Here is a 20,197-nt window from a genome sequence, read left to right as displayed (position 1 = left end):
CAGTGTTGGGGAAGGGGATGCAGTACGAAATGAAGCTCATGGGGGAGCAAGTATACCTACGAACCTTTACAGAGAACGACGCAGACACGTTATTGGGGTATTTGGAGAGAAACCACGAGTTTTTCGCTCAGTTTGAACCGTCGCGTCCGGATCGCACGTATAGTTTGGAATTGGTCCATCAACAACTGGAAAACGGGCAGCGCGCTTGGGATCGTGATGAAGCGTACTCCTTGGGCGTGTTCCTGCGGGACTCGGACAAGCTGGTAGGTCGTATCGCGCTGAACTTCGTCGCTCGCGGGCCGCTTCAAAGCGCCATGATCGGCTACACGATGGATCGATCACAAAACGGCAAAGGACTGGGGTCGGAAGCCGTTCGTCTCTGCACCGCGTTTGGGTTTGAACACCTGAAGCTCCATCGCATTGAAGCGGGGATCATGCCGAGCAATTTCGGCTCGAAGCGCGTGGTGGAGAAGGCCGGCTATACGTTTGAAGGCATTCATCGAAAAAGTCTGCTGGTCCAAGGCGCTTGGGTCGATCTTGAGTTTTGGGCGATTCTCGAAGAGGAATGGTCGGCACGTTAAGCAAATGACGCCGTTGGGGATTCCCCAGCGGCGTTTTTCTTATATAATGAAAAGTAAAAAGGGTGAGCGGTATGAAAGAGATATTTAAGGGGCGCTATACGGTTCAATCTGATGAACCGTTTGTGTTGTTTCTCATCGGGTTGCGAGTGAACAAACTCTGGGCCGTACATAAATGGCTTCCGGTCGCACGGGCGATGTTCCCGATGATGACGGAGTTGTACACCAACGAAGAGATCGGATTTCTCGACAGTGAAGTCATCATGTACTGGCGGGGTCTGGGTGTGGTGCAATACTGGAAGTCGTTCGAGCATCTGGAACGCTATGCCCACATGGAGAAGCATCTAAAGGCTTGGCAAGACTTCCACCGCAAAGTGGGGCTGAACTCCGACGTCGTCGGGATCTGGCACGAAACCTACTTGATTGAACCGGGCAAGTTCGAAGCCCTCTACGGCAACATGCCGCACTTCGGCCTCGGCAAAGCGTTGAAAGACCAGCACATGCCGACCTCAGGATCCCGTCACGAAACGGCCTACTCCCGCGTACATGGACAGGGCAAGGAGCCCAAGGAGCAATAAAAAACCACCAAGGGCCTCGACCCTTGGTGGTTTCATTTCTACCACTCGCGCGTGATGTGAGCCGCGTATGCGGTGGCGCCTGCTTCGACTTGTTCGTCGGACAGTTGGAACGACGAGGAGACGGAGTAGATCGGCAGGTAACGCGCCCCGATCAGGTTGGCGGTTTGTTGGAACGGACGCAGGAGCTCGGAGAGCGTGAAGTTGTTGTAGCCGCCTGCTTGGTACGCTTCGTTCGGACCGCCGGTGGAGATGGCGACGAGCAATTCCTTGCCATGCAGTTTGGTGCCGTCGGAACCGTATGCGAAGCCGTAGGCCAGAACTTCGTCTTGCCACTTTTTCAAGAGGGACGGAGAGCTGTACCAGTACAACGGGAATTGCAAGACGATGCGGTCATGGTCGAGCAGCAATTGTTGCTCGCGAGCGACGTCGATTTTCTCATCCGGGTAGACTTCATAGAGGTTGTGGATGGTGACGTTTTCGATCGATTGCAGTTCTTTGGCGAAACGTTGGTTGATGCGGGAGCCCTCCAAGTTCGGATGAGCGACGAGTACGAGAATTTTCAAGTGAGTCACGACCTTTCACGAGTTGTCCTTCTACAGAGGAGTATAAGGGGGAAACGTCGTTTCAGGAAGTATCCACTAATTAGTTTGTAAGTACCCAAAAGGAAACTATCAGGCTCCTACTGCTGCCGCGACTTGAAAACGAGAAAGCGCACGAAGTGACCGATCATGTACGTAACCGTCGCAAGCGAGAGAATGAACCCGATGAACGCAATCAAGAGGAACAGCACTTTGGAGAAAAATTGCGCGATAAACAGTGTGATGCCGCACGCGATGACGATCGCCAGCAATTTAATCAATTGACGGCCGGACCAGTAGAGTTCTTCGGCGGCACGGGTTGAGAAAGTCGGTTTTTCTTTTGCCATGAATTGAGCACTCCTCATTCCTAGTTCTCCGCCTATTCTACCATAGGGACGAACACGATGATGCGAAGGAGATGACAAATTCGTGAATGCGGCGCTCAGGTATAGGAGTGTAGCGAGAGACAGAGTATGATGATAAGTAGAAGTGGCTTGGCATCTGAGGAGGACTGGTCTGTATATGAAACGCAACTTATGGCTGGTTCCGGCGTTGGCGCTCACCTTGACCGGGTGTAGTGCCTCCCAGAAAACGGAACCGATTCCCGCCAAACCGGCTGTTCCGGTGATTGTCTTCAACACCAACCCCGCTCCGCTTCACGTCAATCAGGAGGGGAATTTGATTGCTACGGTGACGGTGAACAACGATCCGGTGAAGAAAGCGACTGTCGAATTCGAAATTTGGGGAGACAGCGACACCGCCCAACATGAAAAAATCCCGGCGACGGGCGACGACCAAGGGCATTATTCGCTCAAAAAATCGTTCGCCAAAGCTGACACCTATCATGTCACGATCCATACGACAACGGCTGAACTTCACACGATGCCGACGATGGACTTTCAAGTGACACAGTAAGCAGGAGGACTCTACGCAATGGAACCAGCAAGACGCAGACGCATCACGGTATTTGGCACGCTACTTCTCGTCATCCTCGCGTTGGCGGGCGGATCGTGGTGGTATTGGCATTCGGAGAACCAAAAGCTCCCGACGGTGATGCCCGCCCCGAACTTCACGCTGCAGAACATCGACGGCGGGACGACGAACTTGTACGGAGAGCAAGGCAAAGTGCGGTTGGTCGAGTTCTTTTTTGCCAACTGTCCGGATATTTGCCCGCTTACGACCGCGAACATGGCGAAGATCCAAGATCAATTGAAGCAAAAAGACGTGTTCGGCCAAGACGTGGAGTTTCTCTCGATCTCGTTCGACCCCGAGCGCGATACGAACGACGTATTGAAGCAGTACGCCGACCGCATGAAAATGGACCGCGCGGGGTGGAAAGTCTTGCGCGGGACGCAGGACGAGACGGCGCAAGTGGCCGATTCGTTCGGCGTGTACTTGGAGAAGCAGGCGGACGGTTCGTTCGTCCATTCCACGCGATCCTTGTACTTGATCGACCGCAACAACCAGATTCGCAAAGTGTATTCGATGGGCAACGACATGCCGTCCGACGAGGTTTATAACGACATTCTTAAATTGGTGCGCGAGTAGAGAGGGATGAGGGAGATGCGGAAGGGGAGAAGTTTTGCGGCGTTGTTGGCGATCGGGTGTGCGGTTGTCCTCAGCGGATGTTCGCTTGCAGACCTGTGCAAGCCGGACCCGCAGGTCAGCATGACGGACGTACACACAATTTACAAACAAAACTGCGCCGGTTGCCACGGCGAACAACTTCAAGGCGTCTCCGGCCCCGACTTGAAAACCGTTGGAGCGAAGTACGACAACGACCAATTGAAACAACTCATTCTCAAAGGCAGCCCAAACGGCATGCCCGCTTTCCAAGACAAGCTCAACGACGCCCAAGTGGTTCGGCTGGTCAACATGTTGGCGAATGAGAAGTGAGGAGTCTGACACATCCTATCTCGGGGGTGCAGACATGGACAAAATTTTTCTCAACGGCATGGCGTTTTACGGCTACCACGGCGTGTTCCCCGAAGAGACGAAATTGGGTCAGCGGTTCTATGCGGATGTGGTCATGGAAACGTCGCTTGAAGCAGCCGGGCGGACGGATGATTTGGAGATGACCACGAATTACGGGAGCGTCTATGCACAAATTGCCAAGATTATGACGGGCGAGCCTGTGAAGTTGATCGAAACCCTCGCCGAGCGCATCGCCTCGACGATCCTCACCCACTTCCCGCTCATCGACGCCGTGCAAGTCCGCATCACCAAGCCCAGCGCCCCGATCCCCGGTGAGTTGCAAGCCGCAGCCATCGAGATCTACCGCAAGCGCGATGGAAAGTAAAAAAAGGACGCCTCCCGATGAAGGGAAGCGTCCTTTTTTTGGCGAATTGGAAAAAATAGTCATTTTTTTGGGGTTGTATTTTGAAAAAACGAGTCTCACTCGCACTGGCAGGTCTCTTGGCAGGATCGGTTCTGCCGGGAGTGGCTTCTGCTTCGAGATTGTATCCGATACTCGGAATTCACGTCTACGTACTGGAAGAACCGTGACGAGTTGCAAGCGGTCTATAACAAAATGATCGCCATCCAGGTGCCGGACAACTCGTTTACGCAACCCTATTCCGAACGGACCAAAGCGTTCATGTCACATATGTTCGACATGTTGGACATTCGAGGCTCAATTTTCCATGAAGACGGTTCTCCCGACGTGGAAAAAGCCAAGGGGCTGATCACCCTGATGGATGAGTTTACGGCGGACGGAGAAGCGTACAGCCAAGAGTTTACTTCAACGGCCAACTAAGAGGAGTTATGAGAGATCAGGAGTGAAGGAGTGGGCCGTCATCTTGAATACGATCTGGCTTGCCAGCTTGGCATCCGAGTTGTGCTCCTGTAGTAAGAAAAGAGGCTCTGGTGTACCCTAAGGGACATCAGAGCCTTTTTTTTCTAGGTTGGAGGTGGAGAAGTTGAAAGGGTTGTGGAAGTTGATTCAAAATGGCGTGCTGATCGTCGCCCCTGTGGTCATGACGATTTATGCCGCTTACTATATCGCGGCCATCGTAAACAGCATCGGCAAGAACTTGATCTCCCGCACGCCGTTCGCCAACTGGCGAGGGGCGGGTTTTGCAGCCATGTTCTTGCTCGTCGTGCTGGTCGGCTGTCTCTGGCAATGGCCGCCCATCCGACGCGGGATCGGCGTTCTCGAACGCAAGATGATGCGCGCGCCTGCGATTTCTTCGTTTTACCGCATCGTCAAGGAAATCACCCGCTCCGTCATCGGCAAAAAACAACCGTTCACCCAAGTTGTGCTCGTCCAAGAAGCAGGCGGCGGCAAGCGTATCGGGCTGTTAACCGCTGATAATCTGGAAGCTGTCCAACTCCCAAAACAACTGGTCGCCGTCTACATTCCGTTTGCCACACAGTTGGGCGGTGATCTCTTGCTGTTGCCTCCGGAATCCTTGGAGCCTGTGGACATGACCGTCGAAGCTGCGCTGCGCCTCTGCATCACCGGCGGAGTCTCCGTGAAGTACTAAAAAGGCACCTGACCGTCGACGGACGGCAGGTGCCTTTTTCTCATTGGGATTGCAAAAGGTCGATCAGGGGTTGGTTTTTGAACTGACGGGCGAGGTCGAGGGCGGTGCCTTCCTTGGACTTCAAACTCGGGTCGGCCCCGTGGTCGAGCAAGAGCTTTGTCATGTCGAGGTCCTGTTTGGAGACCGCCATGATCAAGGCGCTGTACCCGTCGTTGTCTTGTGCGTTGATGTTGGCTCCGTTTGCCAGCAGAAGCTCGACGACATGCAAGCGCATCAGCAGGGCGGAACCGATCAGCGGCGTGTCGCCGTTGTCCAACTTGGTATAGTTCGGGTCGGCTCCAAGTTCAAGTTCCTTGGTCACGAGATCAACGTTGCCGCGAATCGCGGAGAGGAACAGTTGGTAGTTGAGCGAATACACTTCGATGCTGTGATCTTGCTCATCCCAAATCACGGCGGCGCGCAGAGACTCGCTGACGAGACGCAAGGGAACCATCGTGTAATTCCCGAACATCGTCGGCGCTTGATCGAGTTCGATCGGCGTGTCGTTGACGAACGCGATCGGATTGCCGACTTGCAGTTTGAGTTTGATCTGACCCTTCCGGGTATCGCTCTGTGCCGTGATGGTTTGCGTCGCATCGTCCCACTCGACGGTGGAACCGAGTTTTTCAAATAGGGCGCGCATGGGAACCATCGTTCGGCCGTTTTGCAGCACCGGTGACGGGTCATACACTTGCTCTTGGTCGTCGACCTTCACAGAGATCGCAGGAGCCACGTCGTCAACAGCGTGTGCGGCTTGGGGAGCGACGGGGAACGGGGCGAGCAACAGGGTGGCAACAAGGGCGAAAGAACCAAGACGTTTCAATAAATTTACCTCCCGTGTCAATACCAGACTTTATACCTCAAGTATAATGAGATTTTTAATAAACGTCTAGACACGGAACTTGCCGAGCAATTGCTGCAATTCTTCTGCCATCTTGGCCAATTCATGGGAAGACGAGGTGATTTCTTCCATGGAGGCCAGTTGCTCCTCGGTCGCGGCGGAGACGTTCTGTGTTCCGACGGAGTTGGCTTCAGCCAGGGCGGCGATTTGGTCGATGGAGTGTACCATCTCGCTGGTGCTCGCCGAAATTTGTTGCGAGGAGGCGGAGACTTCTTGGACTTGCTGGGTCACTTCATGAATCGAAGCCTCGATTTGGACGAACGCATGACCCGCCGCGTTGACCACATCGAGACCGGAGACCACTTCCTGCTTGCCTACGAGCATGGAGGAAATCGCGTGTTGGGTCTCGTCTTGAATCGTGGCAATCAGGTCGGATATTTGTTGTGCGGAAGTTGTGGATTGCTCCGCCAATTTGCGAACTTCGTCCGCGACGACCGCAAATCCGCGACCGTGTTCGCCTGCACGTGCCGCTTCAATCGCGGCGTTGAGCGCCAGCAAATTCGTCTGGGCTGAGATGTCGGTGATCACTTGGAGAATCTGCCCGATTTCCTGCGAGCGTTCGCCAAGCGACGAGACCACATCGGCCATCGATGTGACGGTGTCATGGATGGCGTTCATCTGCGAGACCGCTTGCTTGACGGCAAGAGCTCCGTCGGTCGCACGCTCGGAAGCGAGGAACGAAGTGTGGGAAACGCCGTTGGCGTTGAGCGCAATCTGGTGGATGCCGGAGGTCATCTCGTGGACGAAGCGGGTGCCTTCTTCGGCACTTTGTGCTTGTTCGTCGGAGGAAGCGGCAATTTGTTGGACCGTCGCGGCAATCTGATCGGTTGCTTTGGACGTCTGTTCGGCGCTTGCTGTCAGTTGTTCGGAGGAAGCGGCGACCAAAAGCGACGTGTCGCGCACTTGAATGAGCGTCGAACGCAATTCACAGACCATCGAGTTGACCGCATGCACCAGTTGGCCAAGTTCGTCGCGGTTCTTGATCTTCAAGGGTTGAACGGTGAAGTTGCCGTCTGCAATCTGCTCCACCGTTTCGGTGAGCGCTTTTAGCGGAGTGGCGATGATCACAGTCAGACGCCACGTGAGCAGCAAGATGAGGACCAGCGCTACGAGCGTAATCGCGAGGATCAGCGTGCGTCCGGAGTTGAGCAACGAAACGGAGGTCGAGGTCGCGTTATTCGCCCCGGTTATGCCAAAGTCGTTGGTGGCATCCATGGCGTTGTCCGCAAGACTGTACGTTGCTTGCGCTTGTTTGAGCAGTTCACTGCCTTTGGCAAGATTGTGGGTGCGGGCAACGGCGAGGATCGACGGGATCTGGCCTTGGTATTGGTCCCAATATTTTGAGAAGGCTGTGTACTGGGCAAGTTCTTCGTCGCTGTGGGCCATTTTTTCATATTGGTCACGCAAGGTTTTGATCTGTTCGAGGTTTGCGTTCAGGTCTTTCTCGATCTTGTCCATTTCGGACGGGTTGCTTTCCAAGATATCGTGTACCAGCGCCGCATCTACTTTGGCGATGCCATTGTTGATTTCCGTCAACTGAATCACGCTTGGCAGCCATCTGGAGTCGATGTCTGCCGCTTGTGTTCCCATTTGCGTCATTCTCAGGACCGCGGTAGCACCAAGTGCGGCAAGCAAAGCGAAGACGACGAGGAAGCTGAGCAGTATCTTTGTACGGATTTTAAAGCTCATTAACAGGGACCCCCTTACCCAATATGTCGTTCACTTAATTCCAGATAGGTGATTTAATTCGACGAATTATGACGAATTCCTTTGTGAAACTTTTGTGCCAATGCTTCGTACTAGTGTATAGTACCTCGTAGAAAAGGGAGTTGTAGGAGAATGAGCAATTCTAGTTCCAGTTTAATCGGATTGGGTTTCTTCGTACTATTTTTCGGATTGATGATGTGGAGACGGACGGCTGCGATGCGACGTCCGATCAAAGGCAAGGGTTATGGCATGATCTGGCCGCTGGCGATCCTGCTGCTGCCGGGTGTGATGATTTTTGCGAATCCGGTACAGCCGTTCCAAGGGAGTTGGTGGGAGATTTTAGCGGCGGTTGGACTCGGGGGAATCTTGTCGATTCCGATGATCTTGACCACCCAGTACGAAAAACGGGATGACGGTCTGATCTACGCCAAGCAAAGCAAGGCATTTCTCTTCGCGATCTTCGGCGTCGTCCTGATTCGTCTGGCGCTGAAGGAGTATATCACGGGGCTTGATCCGATGACGCTCAACGGTCTGTTCTTCCTCACGGCGTTCGTCTACCTCTTGCTGTGGCGCATCACGTCCTTCATGAAATTCCGCCGCATCTGGCGGGAGAACCAAGGAAGTTAATCCTCGTGTTGCGAAAAAAAGACCGTACCCGCCTCGAGGCGGGTACGGTCTCTTTTTCATACGGTCAACGAAGCCACATGCGCACCGACTGCCAGCCGAAGAACAACGACTGGAGGAAGAACACCAGACCCCAGACGAACGTGGGGAGGATGGCGTAGTGGGAAAGATTGGTGGCGTCTCCTGCCGCATAGGGGTACATCAGCGAGAGTTCCAGCACTTGCAGAGCCGACCAGATCGAATCGACCAGCACGATCCCGCAGATGAACAGCATGCCGTACCGCACGAACCATGAGCTCTTGGCACGCAAGAGCGCAATCAGCAGGGCTCCAAACGTCAGAAGCCAGATGATGCCGTAGAGATTGCGCACCCACAGGAGCAAATCTCCCGCGATAAAGCCGAGCAGGATGTAGCAGACGAGGTGATGACGGCCCTGTTTCAAGGGCCAGAAAAACAGGTACGCCGCCACGGAGGAGAACACGTAGCCTGCGAGCGAGGTCAGAATCTGACCGAAGCGGGAGGCGCTGGCAATCCAAGTGACTCCCTCAGTATTCAGAAACAGGGACATCGACACGACTTTTCCGTTGGACAGCAAGGCCATCAGCGCATGTCCGCTTTCGTGAATCATCGTGTTCACGATGAGCAGGTAGGTGCCGAGGATCGGCAAGCGCATCAGGACGAAGGCGACGAGCAAGATTCCCGCGAGGCTCCAGACTCCATTTTTGCGAGAAGCGGGTTGTTTTTGCATGGGAGTTTCCATAGAAGACCTCGCTTTACTGTCTCTCCGGTTTATCCATAAGTTTACGGACTTGGTCTTTGGGGTTCCAGCAGTTGAATTTGTATGTCGGCTTCGTCTCGTACCCGAGTCGCTCGCAGTGTGTCACGATTCCGGATGGAGTTTTGCGAATGAGATAATGTTGACAGGTCGCACAGCAATGGAATCGACTCATGAATTAATTGGTGAAGTTCAGCGTCTTCAGCAGTTGGTAGAGCATATCGGCTGCCATGGCGCGGTCAGCCGGGACGGTCGGCGAGAACGAGTTTACGGTCATCGTCGAGAGGATGTTTTTGTTCACACACAGCGCAACGGCCGGAGACGCGTAGGAGGCCAATTCGTAGCGGCGTTCGATCTTGCTGAGCGCTGCGGTCTGCTGGGTGTCGCTGAGCGAGGAGACGTTCGGGTCGGCGAACTTGAGCGCACGGGCCACCATGACGGCCATATCTTGGGCTGTGATTTTGTCTTCCGGAGCGAAACGACTATCGCCGACACCGCTGATCAAATTGGAACGGTAGGCGGACTCGACGTAGCTGTTGTACCAACTGTCTTGGTTAACGTCGGTGAACGTGCGGGGCTCGCCCGTTTGGGTCTTGTCCGGCAGGCCGAGCGTTTTGACGAGCATCGTGGCAAACTGGGCACGGGTGACCGTTTCGTTTGGACGGAACGTGCCGTCTTCGAAACCGTTGATCACCATCTTGGACGCCAGTGCTTCAATGGAGTTTTTTGCATAGTGCGTGGCGAGGACGTCCGGGAAGTGCAGTTCTTTTTTCATCACACCAAACGTACCGGTACCTCGGAATTGGAAGGTGACGCTGGTTGATTTGTCGATGTTGCTCGTAAACGTCGCCGGGATCGGAGAGTAGGTGTTGGAATCTGTCACTCGAACGCCTGCGAGCGTACGCAAATCCACATACGGATCGGTGGTGAACGGAGCGGTCAATCCGATGTAGCCGGTCGAATCGGTCAGTTTTGCAACTTCTTGGTTCGACTTGTCCAAGAGACGCACGTTGAATGTAACCGGGGTCATATTCAGCCCGCCGGCATTCGAGAGGGTTGACTGGCCGATTTCGACTTGCGCTGTCAGCTCCGTCAAGCTCAGATTGGATTTCTTCGCCAAGTTTACGACTTCAGACAGCGGCAAGTTGACGTTGCCAAGGGGTGTCTGCAAGCGCAGGGTCGAGAGTGCAATGGCACGGGATGCGACTTTGTCGACCACGGTGCCCGGCAGGTTCAAATGAAGCAAGCCTTGGTTGGATTGGAGCTTCACCAACAAATTGTACGCAGTCGGCTTGCGGCTGAGGTCGTTTACGATATCTGAGCCGGTCATGTCGTACGTCGTCGTGGGGACATTGCCCATGGTCGAAACGGTCGAGAACAGTTTCTCCGGTTTGACGAAATAAACGTCGCCCGCCAGGTAGTAAATCTGTCTCGTCGAAGGTGCAGAGTCGGGTGAAGTGTTCGAGCCGTTGCCAAGGGCAGAAACTCGAATGTAGTACGTGCCGTCCGAGAGAATCACTTTGCTCAAATCAAAGGTTTGCGAATCTTTGGGTGCTTGTGCGAAACCGACGATTTGATCGTTGTCTGCGTTGTAGACGGTGATGCGGTAGCCGTTGTTGTTCGGGACGTGCGACCAAGACGCCACTCGGTCATCAGACAGCGAGGGTGTTGCCGGTGTGGACAGTTGAACCATAGAGAGCGTCAACGGTACGGACGAACCCGATTCGGTGGAGTTCATCATCTGGCTACCATCGCCAAGCGACATCACTTTCACGTAATATTGGGCGGTCCCCGGAATCAGCGAGGTCACATCAAACGCCGTGGTGTCTTTGGGCAAAACACGGGAGCCGACCAGCGTATTGCTCGGGTAGTGATAGACATTCAATTGGTAGCCGTTGTTCAAGACATTGCTCCACTGCACCACGCCGTTTGGCAACAATGTGGGCGGATTGGGCGGAGAAAGTGTGACTTGGGTCGAGATGCTCAACTGGTTCGACGGAGAAGACGCTGTCGAGTCTGACGTGGTCACTCCGTTGCCGCGCGTGACGATTTTTACATAATAAGTCGTGCGCAACGAGAGCAGAGAGGTCAGCGAATACGAGCTCGAGTTGAGGGTGGACGTCAGAGTTTTGAGCAAGGTATTGTTCGACGCATCGTACAAATAGATGGTATAGCCGTTGTTATTGTTCACCGGCATCCAAAGCACAGTGCCGTCCGGGTTCAGTTGGACGTTGGTCGGGGGAGTCAGCTGGGTGGCGGCGGCGTAGGCCGGTACGGGCACAGCCAGCGGGACGACGGTGCTGCCAAGCAGAACCGATGCAGTTACGAGAGCGAGAAAAGTAGGTCTGTTCATGGGTAGCAATTCCTCCAAATCCTTTTTGACCCACTTCGACAAGACTAGACAGAAATCCTCTGCGCGAGATGTTATAATGAGGGGACTGAGGTTTGATCTGGAAACAGGAGGTCGTTCACCCATGCAAGAAGCCATTCATTTGTCGTTCAACGGCATGACATTGCGCGGGATGGAACATGTCCCCCCACACGCACCGGGTGAGAAACTTCCCGCTGTGATCTTGTTCCACGGCTTCACCAGCAACAAATTGGAGCAACACCGTTTGTTCTGGAAGCTTTCCCGCGAACTCGAAGAAGCGGGAGTGGCGGCGTTTCGGTACGATTTTCTCGGCAGTGGAGAAAGCGACGGCCATTTCGAAGACATGACCGTCAGCGGCGAAATTGCTGAAGCGCATGCGATTCTGGACTCGGTTCGCCAAGACCTGCGCATCGACCCGACGCGGATCGTCCTGCTTGGCATGAGCATGGGCGGGCTCGTGGCTTCCGTCGTCGCAGGGGACCGTCCGCAAGACCTGCGCGACTTGGTTCTGCTCTGCCCGGCGGGCAACATGTACGACATCGTCAAGCCGGTCGTTGACATGCACCTCGCCAATCCGGAGCTCAAAGTTCTCGATTACGGCGGCAATTTGATCGGCCGCGCGTTTGGCGAAGACGTCCGCGTCATGAACGTCTATGATCGCGCCAAGAACTACACGGGCGAAGTTCTGCTCGTCCACGGCACACGAGATTCAACCGTCCCGTTCACCGTTTCCCAGCGGTACATCGAGACGTGCTACGGAGATCGTGCCGAACTTCATCCTATCGAAGGCGCGGACCACACCTACAACAAGCACGAGTGGGAGCGCGAAGTACTCGACACGGTCGTGGCTCGGGTGAAGAAAATCAAGCAAGCCTGAAGTTGAGGGCTTGCTTTTTTCTTACCTGATTGTTATACTAATTCTCGTTGCTTGTGCCCTTAGCTCAGCCGGATAGAGCGTTTGACTACGAATCAAAAGGCCGGGAGTTCGAATCTCTCAGGGCACGCCATATGAGTTTAGTATGAAGAGCTGTCTCTCTCCGGAGAGGCGGCTCTTTTTTGTAACAGATGACCGGGGATAGAAAAAGCGGCGGTGTGGAACGCTTTGCGCAAGAGGTGATCCCACTCATGCGACTGAAAAGCGGTTTCTTGGCGGGGCTCTTGACGCTGGCAACTCTCGCGTCGTTCCCTACATTGAGTGACACGTATCTCGTGGTCGACAAGTCGGAAAATTCCTTGACGTACTACACGCACAATGTCAAAGTGAAGACTTTCTCCGTTGCGACGGGTCGGACGAATGAAGATACGCCCAATGGCGTGTTTCCTGTGGTGATGTTGGTGAAAAATCCTTGGTATCTCAAAAAAAACATCCCGGGCGGTACTCCGGAGAATCCGCTTGGCGTTCGCTGGATCGGGTTGGAAGTTCCGGGAACGGACGGGTCGATCTACGGCATCCACGGCACCAACCAACCGGATTCCATCGGCAAGCACGCTTCAAGCGGTTGTGTGCGGATGAAAAATGAGGACGTCACATGGCTGTATGAGCATGTTCACGTCGGGACGGTCGTGGAGATTGTGGACTGAGTGCTCCGGATGTGGCGGAGCACTTTTTTTCTCGGGGGTAATTGTTCCAGATTTGTAACACGTTCAACATCAAAATTGTGTTATAATCGCTACAGTTTTTCTATGAAACTTGTGAATCAGCCTACGAGGAAAGAGATGATAGAATGGATAGCCGTAAGGACCGCCACAACCGGGTCAAGAAACCCCCGGTAGGCCCCACGGGACCCGGCGTGAAAAAGCTGCGGTTCTGGAAGACCAAGAAATTTAAGTGGATCATGATCTCCCTACTGGCCGTTCTGTTGGTCATCGTCGGCTTCTACGCATATGCGATCGGGCACTTCATGACGAAGATCCAAGAGCCCAAGGACAAAAACCAAACCCCTGTGCAAGCGGAGCAGTGGACGGGGACGGAGCCTGTCAACATCGTTCTGATGGGGGTGGACAACCGAAACAACGATCCCAATCCGCGCGCAGACTCGATTCTCGTGATCTCGGTTGACCCGCAGACCAAGAAAGCCAAGGTCATGTCGGTCATGCGCGATACGTGGTACAACATCCCGGGTCATGACTTTGAGAAGATCAACGCCGCCAACGCGATCGGCGGACCGGACTTGCAGTTGAAAACGCTGCGGGACTTCCTGCAGATTCCGTTGCACTATTACGTGAAAACCGACTTCCAAGGCTTCATGAAAATCGTCGACGCTCTCGGCGGCGTGGACATCGATGTCGAGAAAGACCTGAATTACAACGACGACGGCATTTACGACATTCATTTGAAAAAAGGGTACCAGCATCTCGACGGCAACCATGCGTTGCAGTATGTGCGTTTCCGCTACGACGAGTTGGGCGACTACAACCGCACGATGCGTCAGCGCAAGTTCCTGCAAGCGGTCGCAGATCAAATGATCTCGACTTCGGGGATTGTGAAGCTGCCGTCGGTGCTTTCTGCGGTTGAACCGTACATCGAGACCAACATGACCACGTCCGACATGTTGAAACTCGGTCAGTTGATGCTGAAAGTCGACAAATCGGACATCCAGCAGATGCAGGTACCGCCCCGCGAAACGTCCAAGGACGGATGGGCAGGCGGCGGGCAGGCTGTCATCTTGCCGGATGTGTACGAAACGCAGAAGAAAGTCTACGAATTCCTCGGCCTCGACGATTCGAAGTTGAAGCAAAACACAACGTCTCAACCGAAGGAATACTACGATCCGACTCCTGTTGTGCCGAACAACCCCAATGTCGAGCCGGATACGCCGGACCCGACGCCACCTCCGAATACGGGAACCAAGACCCCGGACACCGGAACGGGCAAAACGCCTGATACGGGAACCGGAGGCAAGACTCCGGGCACCGGTACGGGCGGTGGTACAACGCCGGGAACTGGGGGCTCGACGGGCGGCACAGGTGGAACGACACCGGGCACCGGAGGCACAACTCCTGGTACGGGCGGTGGTACAACGCCGGGAACAGGGGGATCAACCGGCGGTGGAACGACACCGGGAACGGGAGGCACGACACCGGGCGGCACAGGTGGAGGCACGACGCCGGGTACCGGGGGTACGACAGGCGGAGAAACGGGTGGGGGAACCACACCGGGAACGGGAGGCACGACGCCGGGCACTGGTGGAGGAACCACGCCTGGAACGGGTGGAACGACTCCCAGCACTGGAGGTACTACGCCGGGTACGGGCGGCGGCGGGACAACCCCTGCACCTGTCACCACGCCGTAAGCAAAAAAAGAGGAGGAGCCTGCCGCTCACTCCTCTTTTTTTATTGGCATATGGGGCAAGCGGGGCGACATAACCCTACGACATAAGGGGGAATTGTGACATGGATGATCTGCTCATGTTTTTGGGTGTTATGTCCGCACTGTCCGCATCCGCCGAAACGATGACCACACAGATGCGCCGCCGCTTCAAACTTTTCATGAACGAGCACCAAAAAGAGTTCGAGGAGTTGGAAGAAGAACTCAAAAAGCACAAGGTCGGCAAAATTCACTGCAACGTCCACTTGCTTTGCGGGGTGAACGGGGCGATGCTGGCGGCGTTTGCCAACGTGCATCCGCTCTCTCTGCTGAAGTTGGAACCCTTGTGGATGAGTTTGCAACCTTGGCTTGCCAATCTCATTGATTTTGGCGTGGCCGGGGTGTTGGTGGCGTATGGGGGACCGTGGTTTCATGAATTTTTGGGAATCTTACGTGAATACAAAAAAAGTTTGCGAGGGGCGACTTCCTAGTCCCTTCGCTTCTTTTATTTTCGGGAGACTAGGTGTATCATGGGTGGAAAGGTTTCAGAAGATAAGACAGCTAGGAGGAATCGCGATTGTCTAGTTGGCGGTTTCGCGCAGCCGTCTTGGCTGCGAGAACGATCAAACGCATACTGACACTCACCGGACGCAAAGGCACCACCTTGCCGGGCAAGGTAGCCCTCAACATCTGCCCCGACTTGCTCGCTTCTTATGGAGACATGCTCGGCGAGCGGATCGTATTTGTCACGGGGACGAACGGCAAAACCACGACGAGCAACTTGCTCGTCCACTTCCTGCGCCAAGACGGACGTGAAGTGATTTCCAATTCTCTCGGTGCCAACCTCATCGCAGGCATCGCGACGACGCTGATTGAGGGCGTCGTACCCCGTCGTGCACACAGCCAAGCGGCCGTGCTCGAAGTGGACGAAGCAACCATCGGCAAAGTCATCGTGCCGCTGCGACCGAAAGCGGTCGTGGTCACCAACTTTTTCCGCGACCAGATGGACCGCTACGGGGAACTCGACACCGTCGTGGAGATGGTCGGCAGCGCGTTGAAGAAGACGCCAGCCGATACGACCGTCCTGCTCAATGCGGACGACCCGCTGGTCACCTCGATTGCACCGGCGGACAAAAATGTCGTCTACTTCGGCATCGAGTCCAGCCAATTCGACGCACAGAGCCATTCGGAAGTGCGCGACGGCAAATTCTGCCGCAAGTGTGGCAACAGTTTGCACTACTCGCTCTACCATTATGGCCAACTGGGCTTTTACAAATGTCCGTCCTGCGACTTCGCTCGTCCTGAGCCGGGGATTGCAGCAGAGCGTGTGCGCTTGCACGAAGAGGGCATCGCCTTCCAAGTCGGCAAAGTGACCGGCTTCATCAACTCGCCGGCCGTGTACAACGTCTACAACGCACTTGCCGCCATCACCGCTTCGACCGTGTTCGGGGTGCAAGATCAAGTGTTGGTGCGCGAGATGAGCTATATGAAGACACAGCTGGGCCGCATGGAGCGCCTGATCTCGGGCAGCGGTCGCGAGTTGATGCTTACCCTCGTCAAAAACCCGACGGGCTTCAACGAAGTGCTCAAAGTCGTCGAGCATGAGCGTCGCCCCGTCGAATTGGTGATCATCCTCAACGACCGCTATGCGGACGGCACAGACGTGTCGTGGATCTGGGACACCAACATCGAGCGTTTGCAGGAGTTCGCCGATCTGCGCCGCATCTACTGTGCGGGTACGCGGGCCGAGGACTTCGCCATCCGGTTGAAGTATGCCGACCTCGGAGACATCACCGAACTGGTGGACGGCGACATCGCGTGTATAGACACGGCGGTGCGTCAATTGCCGCCGGGTCATATGCTCTACATCCTCTCGACGTACACCTCGTTGTACGCCGTGCGAGATCATCTCTTGGACCAAGGGGGGAGCGAAGTTGCAGCTCAAAATCGGGCATCTGTATCCTGATCTCCTCGACCTCTACAGCGATCGAGGCAACGTGATCATTTTGGAAAAACGCGCTCATTGGCGCGGGCTTCAAGTGACTGTAGACCAGATCAGCGTCGGCCACGAACCGCGTCTCGCCGATTATGACATCCTCGTCATGGGCGGTGGCATGGACCGTGAGCAAGGCATTGTGGCGGAAGACCTCCAACAACGCCGTGAGAACCTCCAAGAGGCTGTGGACGCCGGCACGGTGATCGTCGCGATTTGCGGCGGCTATCAACTGCTCGGCCACTATTTCGAGACTTCGACGGGCCAGCGGATTCCGGGTCTAGGCATTCTCGACATTGTAACGGTTGGCGCGAAAGTGCGCATGGTCGGCAATGTTGTAGGCGAAATGGACATCGCGGGCGTGAAGCACAACATCATCGGGTACGAGAACCATTCGGGCAAGACGATGCTCGGTCCGAACGCCACGCCGATGATGCGTGTGATCAAGGGCTACGGCAACAGTGGGGAAGACAAGTTCGAAGGCGTGCGTCAAGGCAATATTTTCGGCACGTATTTGCACGGGCCGTTGCTGGCGAAGAACCCGATTCTCGCCGACCACATGATCGAACTGGCTCTGCGTCGTCGCGATCTGTCGGTACACTTGGACATCCTCAACGATGACCTTGAGCACCGGACGAACGCAAAGCTCTACAAGCGGTTGGTGGAAGCGAAATAACCGCGAAAACGTGAAAAAACAGAAGCAAGAACCAGCGAGATACAGGCTGGTTCTTTTTTTGTGATATTTTCCGTGGAAAAGGGGTTGCAAACATGGGGAGGGGATGATATTATAAGTTCTGTCGTCAGCGGTACACAACAACAACGAGATGACAACAACGTGGCGGTGTAGCTCAGCTGGCTAGAGCATTCGGTTCATACCCGGAGGGTCGGGGGTTCGAATCCCTCCGCCGCTACCACAATTTTATATTTCGAATATGGAGAGGTACCAAAGTGGCCAAATGGGGCGGACTGTAAATCCGTTGCGTAAGCTTCGAAGGTTCGAATCCTTCTCTCTCCACCAATTGCCGCTTTAGCTCAGTCGGTAGAGCGATTCACTCGTAATGAATAGGTCATCGGTTCGATTCCGGTAAGCGGCACCAGTTTTACTTTTTGATATGTTGGAGTGGTGGCCGAGCTGGCCGAAGGCGCTCCCCTGCTAAGGGAGTATACTGGTAACAGTATCGAGGGTTCGAATCCCTCCCCCTCCGCCAAATGGAAAAGGCAAGTCTCAATCTGAGACTTGCCTTTTTTGCGTGCTCAAAAGCAGGAATTGGGCTTTCTTCCAAGAATTAGGTAGATATGAAAAAGAGAAACGAAAGGTCGTGGAGGCATGAAATCTTGGATGAAACATACGGTGACGGCGTTTGGGGCGATCTCGCTCTTGACAATTCCGGGGCTGGCGTCTGCCGCTCCGCACGTCACGTTGAACGGGACGGCGCAAGTCTACGACACCGACCCCTACCAAAAAAACGGACGGACGCTCGTCCCGATGCGTGCGATTTTTGAAGCGCTCGGGGCATCGATTCAATGGGATGAAGAGACCAAGCAGGTAACGGGGACGAAGGGAACCACGACCGTCGTCTTGCAGGTCGGCTCCACAAAAGCAACTGTGAACGGGCAAGAAGTGACGTTGAACCAAGCAGCGGAGCAAACAAACGACCGCGTGATGGTGCCGATCCGTTTCATCAGCGAAGCGTTGGGGGCGGACGTAAAGTGGGACGAAGCCACGGAAACGGTGCGCATCTATTCGAAAGACATGGCGGACAAAGTGATTCACCTCGGGCTCTCTGAGGAGATCAATTCCCTCGACCCGGCGGTTTCCTACAGCAACAACGACCAAACTGTGATCCAACAAGTCACCGAAGGCCTGATTCGCCTCGATCGAAGCGGGAATCTCCAACCGGGTGTGGCGAAGGCTTGGGATGTGTCCGCAGATGGTCTGCACTATACGTTCCACCTGCGCGGCAACGCCAAGTGGTCGGACGGTTCTGCGGTGACGGCGCATGACTTCGAATACGCGTGGAAGCGTGCGTTGAATTCGGAGACCCTCTCGCAATGGGCATTTCAGTTCTTTGGTATCGAAAACGCACAGAAGTACACGGAAAGAAAAGGAGCCGTCGAAGATGTGGGCATCCACGCCAAGGACGATTTGACTTTGGAAGTTACCCTTGCCGCTTCGCAATCCCATTTCATGCGATTGGTCACCCTGCCGATGTTCGCCCCGGTGAAGGAATCCAACCCGACTCTCAACAACGGCCCGTACAAACTGCAATCCTTGGACAACGCCCATGGCGCTTTGCTGGTCAAAAACGACGCGTATTGGAACCGCGACCAAGTCCGCTTGGAGCAAATCGACTTCCAAGTGGAAAAAGACATCGAAGCGGCAGGACGCGCCTACGAAAGCGGCTGGCTCGATTCCTACACCGCAGTTCCTTCCAAAGCCCCGCAACGCGACGTGCAAAGCGTGCCGCAAGCCGCGGCCTACTACCTGCAGTACAACGAGAACGTCGAAGCTCTCCAAAGCCCCAAAGTCCGCCGTGCCCTGACCTACGCCGTGGACAACCAAGCATTCGCCGACTCCCTGCTCGGCGCAGGGGCACAAGGCGCCGACGGATTCGTACCCACCGGGGTGAGCGATGGCTTCTCAGGTTCCTTCCGTCAGAAAGCGGGCGACCAGCTCCACCAAGCAGAGAACGCCAAGCAGGCGAATCTCCTGCTCCAAGAAGGGCTCAAAGAACTCGGGCTCTCCGGGCTGCCGAAATTCAAAATGCTGCTCAGCGACACGGACGCATCGAGAAAAAGCGGCGAGTTACTCAAACAAGCTTGGCATGACAACTTGGGTCTCGACGTCGAAGTCGACTACCAGCCGTACAAATTGGTCCTGCAAGCGCAATACGCCAAAAACTACGACATCGCCCTCGGGGCTTGGCAAGCCGATTACGACGACCCGACGACGTTCCTCGACCTGTGGGTGTCGAGCGGGGACTTCAACAACGTGAACTACAGAAACCAGAAGTACGACGAGTTGATGACGCAAATTCACAAGGAAGTGGATTTCACCAAACGCACGGAGTTGATGATACAAGCGGAGAAACTCCTCCTTGACGACATGGTGATCGGCCCGGTCTATTTCAAGAACCGTCTCGTCGTCTCCAAACCCTATGTCAAAGGTGTGCAATTCTCTCCGATCTACGCGCAATACGACCTCAAGGACGCCTACATCGAAGGCAAGAACTAACTCGCGAAAAAAAGACCCGCACTCCC

Annotated in this window: 23 protein-coding genes and 5 tRNA genes; 22 read left to right on the top strand and 6 right to left on the bottom strand. The window is 54.9% G+C overall.

The features are described 5' to 3' along the window. Positions 1 to 29 precede the first annotated feature (29 nt). Positions 30 to 581 carry a GNAT family N-acetyltransferase gene (locus JJB07_RS16495; protein WP_201636965.1) on the top strand — a complete coding sequence of 184 codons (552 nt, stop codon included), beginning with the start codon at positions 30 to 32 and terminating at the stop codon, positions 579 to 581. Between the two features lie 71 nt (positions 582 to 652). Next, on the top strand, positions 653 to 1,156 hold the full coding sequence (locus JJB07_RS16490) for a DUF4188 domain-containing protein (protein ID WP_201636963.1): 504 nt from the start codon (positions 653 to 655) through the stop codon (positions 1,154 to 1,156). Positions 1,157 to 1,194: 38 nt separating this feature from the next. Here the strand turns inward: JJB07_RS16490 and JJB07_RS16485 are convergent, their stop codons facing one another. Further along, the gene (locus tag JJB07_RS16485; RefSeq protein WP_201636961.1) at positions 1,195 to 1,719 is read right to left on the bottom strand and encodes an NAD(P)H-dependent oxidoreductase; all 525 of its coding nucleotides are present in this window, start codon (positions 1,717 to 1,719) and stop codon (positions 1,195 to 1,197) included. 116 nt (positions 1,720 to 1,835) lie between these two features. After that, on the bottom strand, positions 1,836 to 2,081 hold the full coding sequence (locus JJB07_RS16480) for a hypothetical protein (RefSeq protein ID WP_201636959.1): 246 nt from the start codon (positions 2,079 to 2,081) through the stop codon (positions 1,836 to 1,838). A gap of 175 nt (positions 2,082 to 2,256) precedes the next feature. On the opposite strand from JJB07_RS16480, the gene JJB07_RS16475 reads away from it, so the two are divergent. The 7 genes from JJB07_RS16475 to JJB07_RS16450 all read left to right on the top strand — a co-directional run bounded on the left by JJB07_RS16475 (position 2,257) and on the right by JJB07_RS16450 (position 5,219). Further along, entirely contained in the window at positions 2,257 to 2,649 is a 393-nt protein-coding gene (locus JJB07_RS16475; protein WP_201636957.1) for a FixH family protein, read from the top strand. Positions 2,650 to 2,667: 18 nt separating this feature from the next. Continuing rightward, positions 2,668 to 3,282, top strand: a complete 615-nt coding sequence (locus JJB07_RS16470; protein WP_201636955.1) for an SCO family protein — start codon at positions 2,668 to 2,670, stop codon at positions 3,280 to 3,282. A gap of 15 nt (positions 3,283 to 3,297) precedes the next feature. Continuing rightward, positions 3,298 to 3,630 carry a c-type cytochrome gene (locus JJB07_RS16465; protein ID WP_201636953.1) on the top strand — a complete coding sequence of 111 codons (333 nt, stop codon included), beginning with the start codon at positions 3,298 to 3,300 and terminating at the stop codon, positions 3,628 to 3,630. A gap of 34 nt (positions 3,631 to 3,664) precedes the next feature. Then, positions 3,665 to 4,033 carry a dihydroneopterin aldolase gene (gene folB, locus JJB07_RS16460; RefSeq protein ID WP_201636951.1) on the top strand — a complete coding sequence of 123 codons (369 nt, stop codon included), beginning with the start codon at positions 3,665 to 3,667 and terminating at the stop codon, positions 4,031 to 4,033. A gap of 80 nt (positions 4,034 to 4,113) precedes the next feature. Beyond that, entirely contained in the window at positions 4,114 to 4,239 is a 126-nt protein-coding gene (locus JJB07_RS24275; protein ID WP_283809139.1) for a hypothetical protein, read from the top strand. Positions 4,240 to 4,243: 4 nt separating this feature from the next. Next, positions 4,244 to 4,489: a hypothetical protein gene (locus tag JJB07_RS16455; protein ID WP_201636949.1), complete on the top strand. Its 246-nt coding sequence runs from the start codon at positions 4,244 to 4,246 to the stop codon at positions 4,487 to 4,489. 163 nt (positions 4,490 to 4,652) lie between these two features. Continuing rightward, complete coding sequence (locus JJB07_RS16450; protein ID WP_201636947.1) at positions 4,653 to 5,219, top strand: DUF502 domain-containing protein; 567 nt, start codon at positions 4,653 to 4,655, stop codon at positions 5,217 to 5,219. Between the two features lie 40 nt (positions 5,220 to 5,259). On the opposite strand, the gene JJB07_RS16445 is transcribed toward JJB07_RS16450, so the two are convergent. Both JJB07_RS16445 and JJB07_RS16440 read right to left on the bottom strand, forming a co-directional pair. Beyond that, positions 5,260 to 6,081: a stalk domain-containing protein gene (locus tag JJB07_RS16445; RefSeq protein WP_201636945.1), complete on the bottom strand. Its 822-nt coding sequence runs from the start codon at positions 6,079 to 6,081 to the stop codon at positions 5,260 to 5,262. A 66-nt stretch (positions 6,082 to 6,147) separates the two neighbouring features. Next, positions 6,148 to 7,848 carry a methyl-accepting chemotaxis protein gene (locus JJB07_RS16440; protein ID WP_201636943.1) on the bottom strand — a complete coding sequence of 567 codons (1,701 nt, stop codon included), beginning with the start codon at positions 7,846 to 7,848 and terminating at the stop codon, positions 6,148 to 6,150. A 150-nt stretch (positions 7,849 to 7,998) separates the two neighbouring features. Between JJB07_RS16440 and JJB07_RS16435 the strand changes: the two genes are divergently transcribed. After that, complete coding sequence (locus tag JJB07_RS16435; RefSeq protein WP_201636941.1) at positions 7,999 to 8,493, top strand: CcdC family protein; 495 nt, start codon at positions 7,999 to 8,001, stop codon at positions 8,491 to 8,493. A 64-nt stretch (positions 8,494 to 8,557) separates the two neighbouring features. Here the strand turns inward: JJB07_RS16435 and JJB07_RS16430 are convergent, their stop codons facing one another. Further along, a complete protein-coding gene (locus tag JJB07_RS16430) occupies positions 8,558 to 9,250 on the bottom strand; it encodes a M50 family metallopeptidase (RefSeq protein WP_201636939.1) in 693 nt (230 codons plus the stop codon). Positions 9,251 to 9,443: 193 nt separating this feature from the next. Further along, the gene (locus tag JJB07_RS16425; protein ID WP_201636937.1) at positions 9,444 to 11,618 is read right to left on the bottom strand and encodes an S-layer homology domain-containing protein; all 2,175 of its coding nucleotides are present in this window, start codon (positions 11,616 to 11,618) and stop codon (positions 9,444 to 9,446) included. Between the two features lie 121 nt (positions 11,619 to 11,739). On the opposite strand from JJB07_RS16425, the gene JJB07_RS16420 reads away from it, so the two are divergent. From JJB07_RS16420 to JJB07_RS16365, 12 genes are all read left to right on the top strand, one after another. Next, on the top strand, positions 11,740 to 12,513 hold the full coding sequence (locus tag JJB07_RS16420) for an alpha/beta hydrolase (protein ID WP_201636935.1): 774 nt from the start codon (positions 11,740 to 11,742) through the stop codon (positions 12,511 to 12,513). Positions 12,514 to 12,566: 53 nt separating this feature from the next. Next, positions 12,567 to 12,643: transfer RNA gene (locus tag JJB07_RS16415), tRNA-Arg, on the top strand. 118 nt (positions 12,644 to 12,761) lie between these two features. After that, the gene (locus JJB07_RS16410; RefSeq protein WP_201636933.1) at positions 12,762 to 13,217 is read left to right on the top strand and encodes a L,D-transpeptidase; all 456 of its coding nucleotides are present in this window, start codon (positions 12,762 to 12,764) and stop codon (positions 13,215 to 13,217) included. Positions 13,218 to 13,360: 143 nt separating this feature from the next. Next, complete coding sequence (locus tag JJB07_RS16405; RefSeq protein WP_201636931.1) at positions 13,361 to 14,929, top strand: LCP family protein; 1,569 nt, start codon at positions 13,361 to 13,363, stop codon at positions 14,927 to 14,929. 100 nt (positions 14,930 to 15,029) lie between these two features. Next, on the top strand, positions 15,030 to 15,434 hold the full coding sequence (locus tag JJB07_RS16400) for a hypothetical protein (protein ID WP_201636929.1): 405 nt from the start codon (positions 15,030 to 15,032) through the stop codon (positions 15,432 to 15,434). A gap of 86 nt (positions 15,435 to 15,520) precedes the next feature. Next, positions 15,521 to 16,909 carry a MurT ligase domain-containing protein gene (locus JJB07_RS16395; protein ID WP_201636927.1) on the top strand — a complete coding sequence of 463 codons (1,389 nt, stop codon included), beginning with the start codon at positions 15,521 to 15,523 and terminating at the stop codon, positions 16,907 to 16,909. After that, positions 16,878 to 17,612, top strand: coding sequence for a type 1 glutamine amidotransferase (locus JJB07_RS16390; protein WP_236588143.1), 735 nt, complete (start codon positions 16,878 to 16,880; stop codon positions 17,610 to 17,612). Before JJB07_RS16395 ends, JJB07_RS16390 begins: the two co-directional genes overlap by 32 nt. A 161-nt stretch (positions 17,613 to 17,773) precedes the next feature. After that, positions 17,774 to 17,850, top strand: a tRNA-Met gene (locus tag JJB07_RS16385). 20 nt (positions 17,851 to 17,870) lie between these two features. Continuing rightward, positions 17,871 to 17,954, top strand: a tRNA-Tyr gene (locus tag JJB07_RS16380). Between the two features lie 3 nt (positions 17,955 to 17,957). After that, positions 17,958 to 18,033 (top strand) — tRNA-Thr (locus tag JJB07_RS16375). Between the two features lie 20 nt (positions 18,034 to 18,053). Continuing rightward, positions 18,054 to 18,144: transfer RNA gene (locus JJB07_RS16370), tRNA-Ser, on the top strand. Between the two features lie 119 nt (positions 18,145 to 18,263). Then, positions 18,264 to 20,171, top strand: a complete 1,908-nt coding sequence (locus JJB07_RS16365; RefSeq protein WP_201636925.1) for an ABC transporter substrate-binding protein — start codon at positions 18,264 to 18,266, stop codon at positions 20,169 to 20,171. Positions 20,172 to 20,197: the final 26 nt, after the last annotated feature.

It is taken from the genome of Tumebacillus amylolyticus, assembly GCF_016722965.1.
Classification (GTDB): Bacteria; Bacillota; Bacilli; order Tumebacillales; family Tumebacillaceae; genus Tumebacillus; species Tumebacillus amylolyticus.
The sequence above is the reverse complement of the archived record's forward strand: the minus strand, read 5'-3'. Positions and strand labels throughout refer to the sequence as shown.

Excerpts from the sequence above, each read along its gene's own strand:
- JJB07_RS16440 (WP_201636943.1), bottom strand. The coding sequence starts at position 7,848 with ATGAGCTTTAAAATCCGTACAAAGATACTGCTCAGCTTCCTCGTCGTC.
- JJB07_RS16430 (WP_201636939.1), bottom strand. The coding sequence starts at position 9,250 with ATGGAAACTCCCATGCAAAAACAACCCGCTTCTCGCAAAAATGGAGTC.
- JJB07_RS16465 (WP_201636953.1), top strand. The coding sequence starts at position 3,298 with ATGCGGAAGGGGAGAAGTTTTGCGGCGTTGTTGGCGATCGGGTGTGCG.
- JJB07_RS16420 (WP_201636935.1), top strand. The coding sequence starts at position 11,740 with ATGCAAGAAGCCATTCATTTGTCGTTCAACGGCATGACATTGCGCGGG.
- JJB07_RS16470 (WP_201636955.1), top strand. The coding sequence starts at position 2,668 with ATGGAACCAGCAAGACGCAGACGCATCACGGTATTTGGCACGCTACTT.
- JJB07_RS16475 (WP_201636957.1), top strand. The coding sequence starts at position 2,257 with ATGAAACGCAACTTATGGCTGGTTCCGGCGTTGGCGCTCACCTTGACC.
- JJB07_RS16480 (WP_201636959.1), bottom strand. The coding sequence starts at position 2,081 with ATGGCAAAAGAAAAACCGACTTTCTCAACCCGTGCCGCCGAAGAACTC.
- JJB07_RS16435 (WP_201636941.1), top strand. The coding sequence starts at position 7,999 with ATGAGCAATTCTAGTTCCAGTTTAATCGGATTGGGTTTCTTCGTACTA.
- JJB07_RS16425 (WP_201636937.1), bottom strand. The coding sequence starts at position 11,618 with ATGAACAGACCTACTTTTCTCGCTCTCGTAACTGCATCGGTTCTGCTT.
- folB (WP_201636951.1), top strand. The coding sequence starts at position 3,665 with ATGGACAAAATTTTTCTCAACGGCATGGCGTTTTACGGCTACCACGGC.
- JJB07_RS16365 (WP_201636925.1), top strand. The coding sequence starts at position 18,264 with ATGAAATCTTGGATGAAACATACGGTGACGGCGTTTGGGGCGATCTCG.
- JJB07_RS16400 (WP_201636929.1), top strand. The coding sequence starts at position 15,030 with ATGGATGATCTGCTCATGTTTTTGGGTGTTATGTCCGCACTGTCCGCA.
- JJB07_RS16490 (WP_201636963.1), top strand. The coding sequence starts at position 653 with ATGAAAGAGATATTTAAGGGGCGCTATACGGTTCAATCTGATGAACCG.
- JJB07_RS16495 (WP_201636965.1), top strand. The coding sequence starts at position 30 with ATGAAGCTCATGGGGGAGCAAGTATACCTACGAACCTTTACAGAGAAC.
- JJB07_RS16405 (WP_201636931.1), top strand. The coding sequence starts at position 13,361 with ATGGATAGCCGTAAGGACCGCCACAACCGGGTCAAGAAACCCCCGGTA.
- JJB07_RS16410 (WP_201636933.1), top strand. The coding sequence starts at position 12,762 with ATGCGACTGAAAAGCGGTTTCTTGGCGGGGCTCTTGACGCTGGCAACT.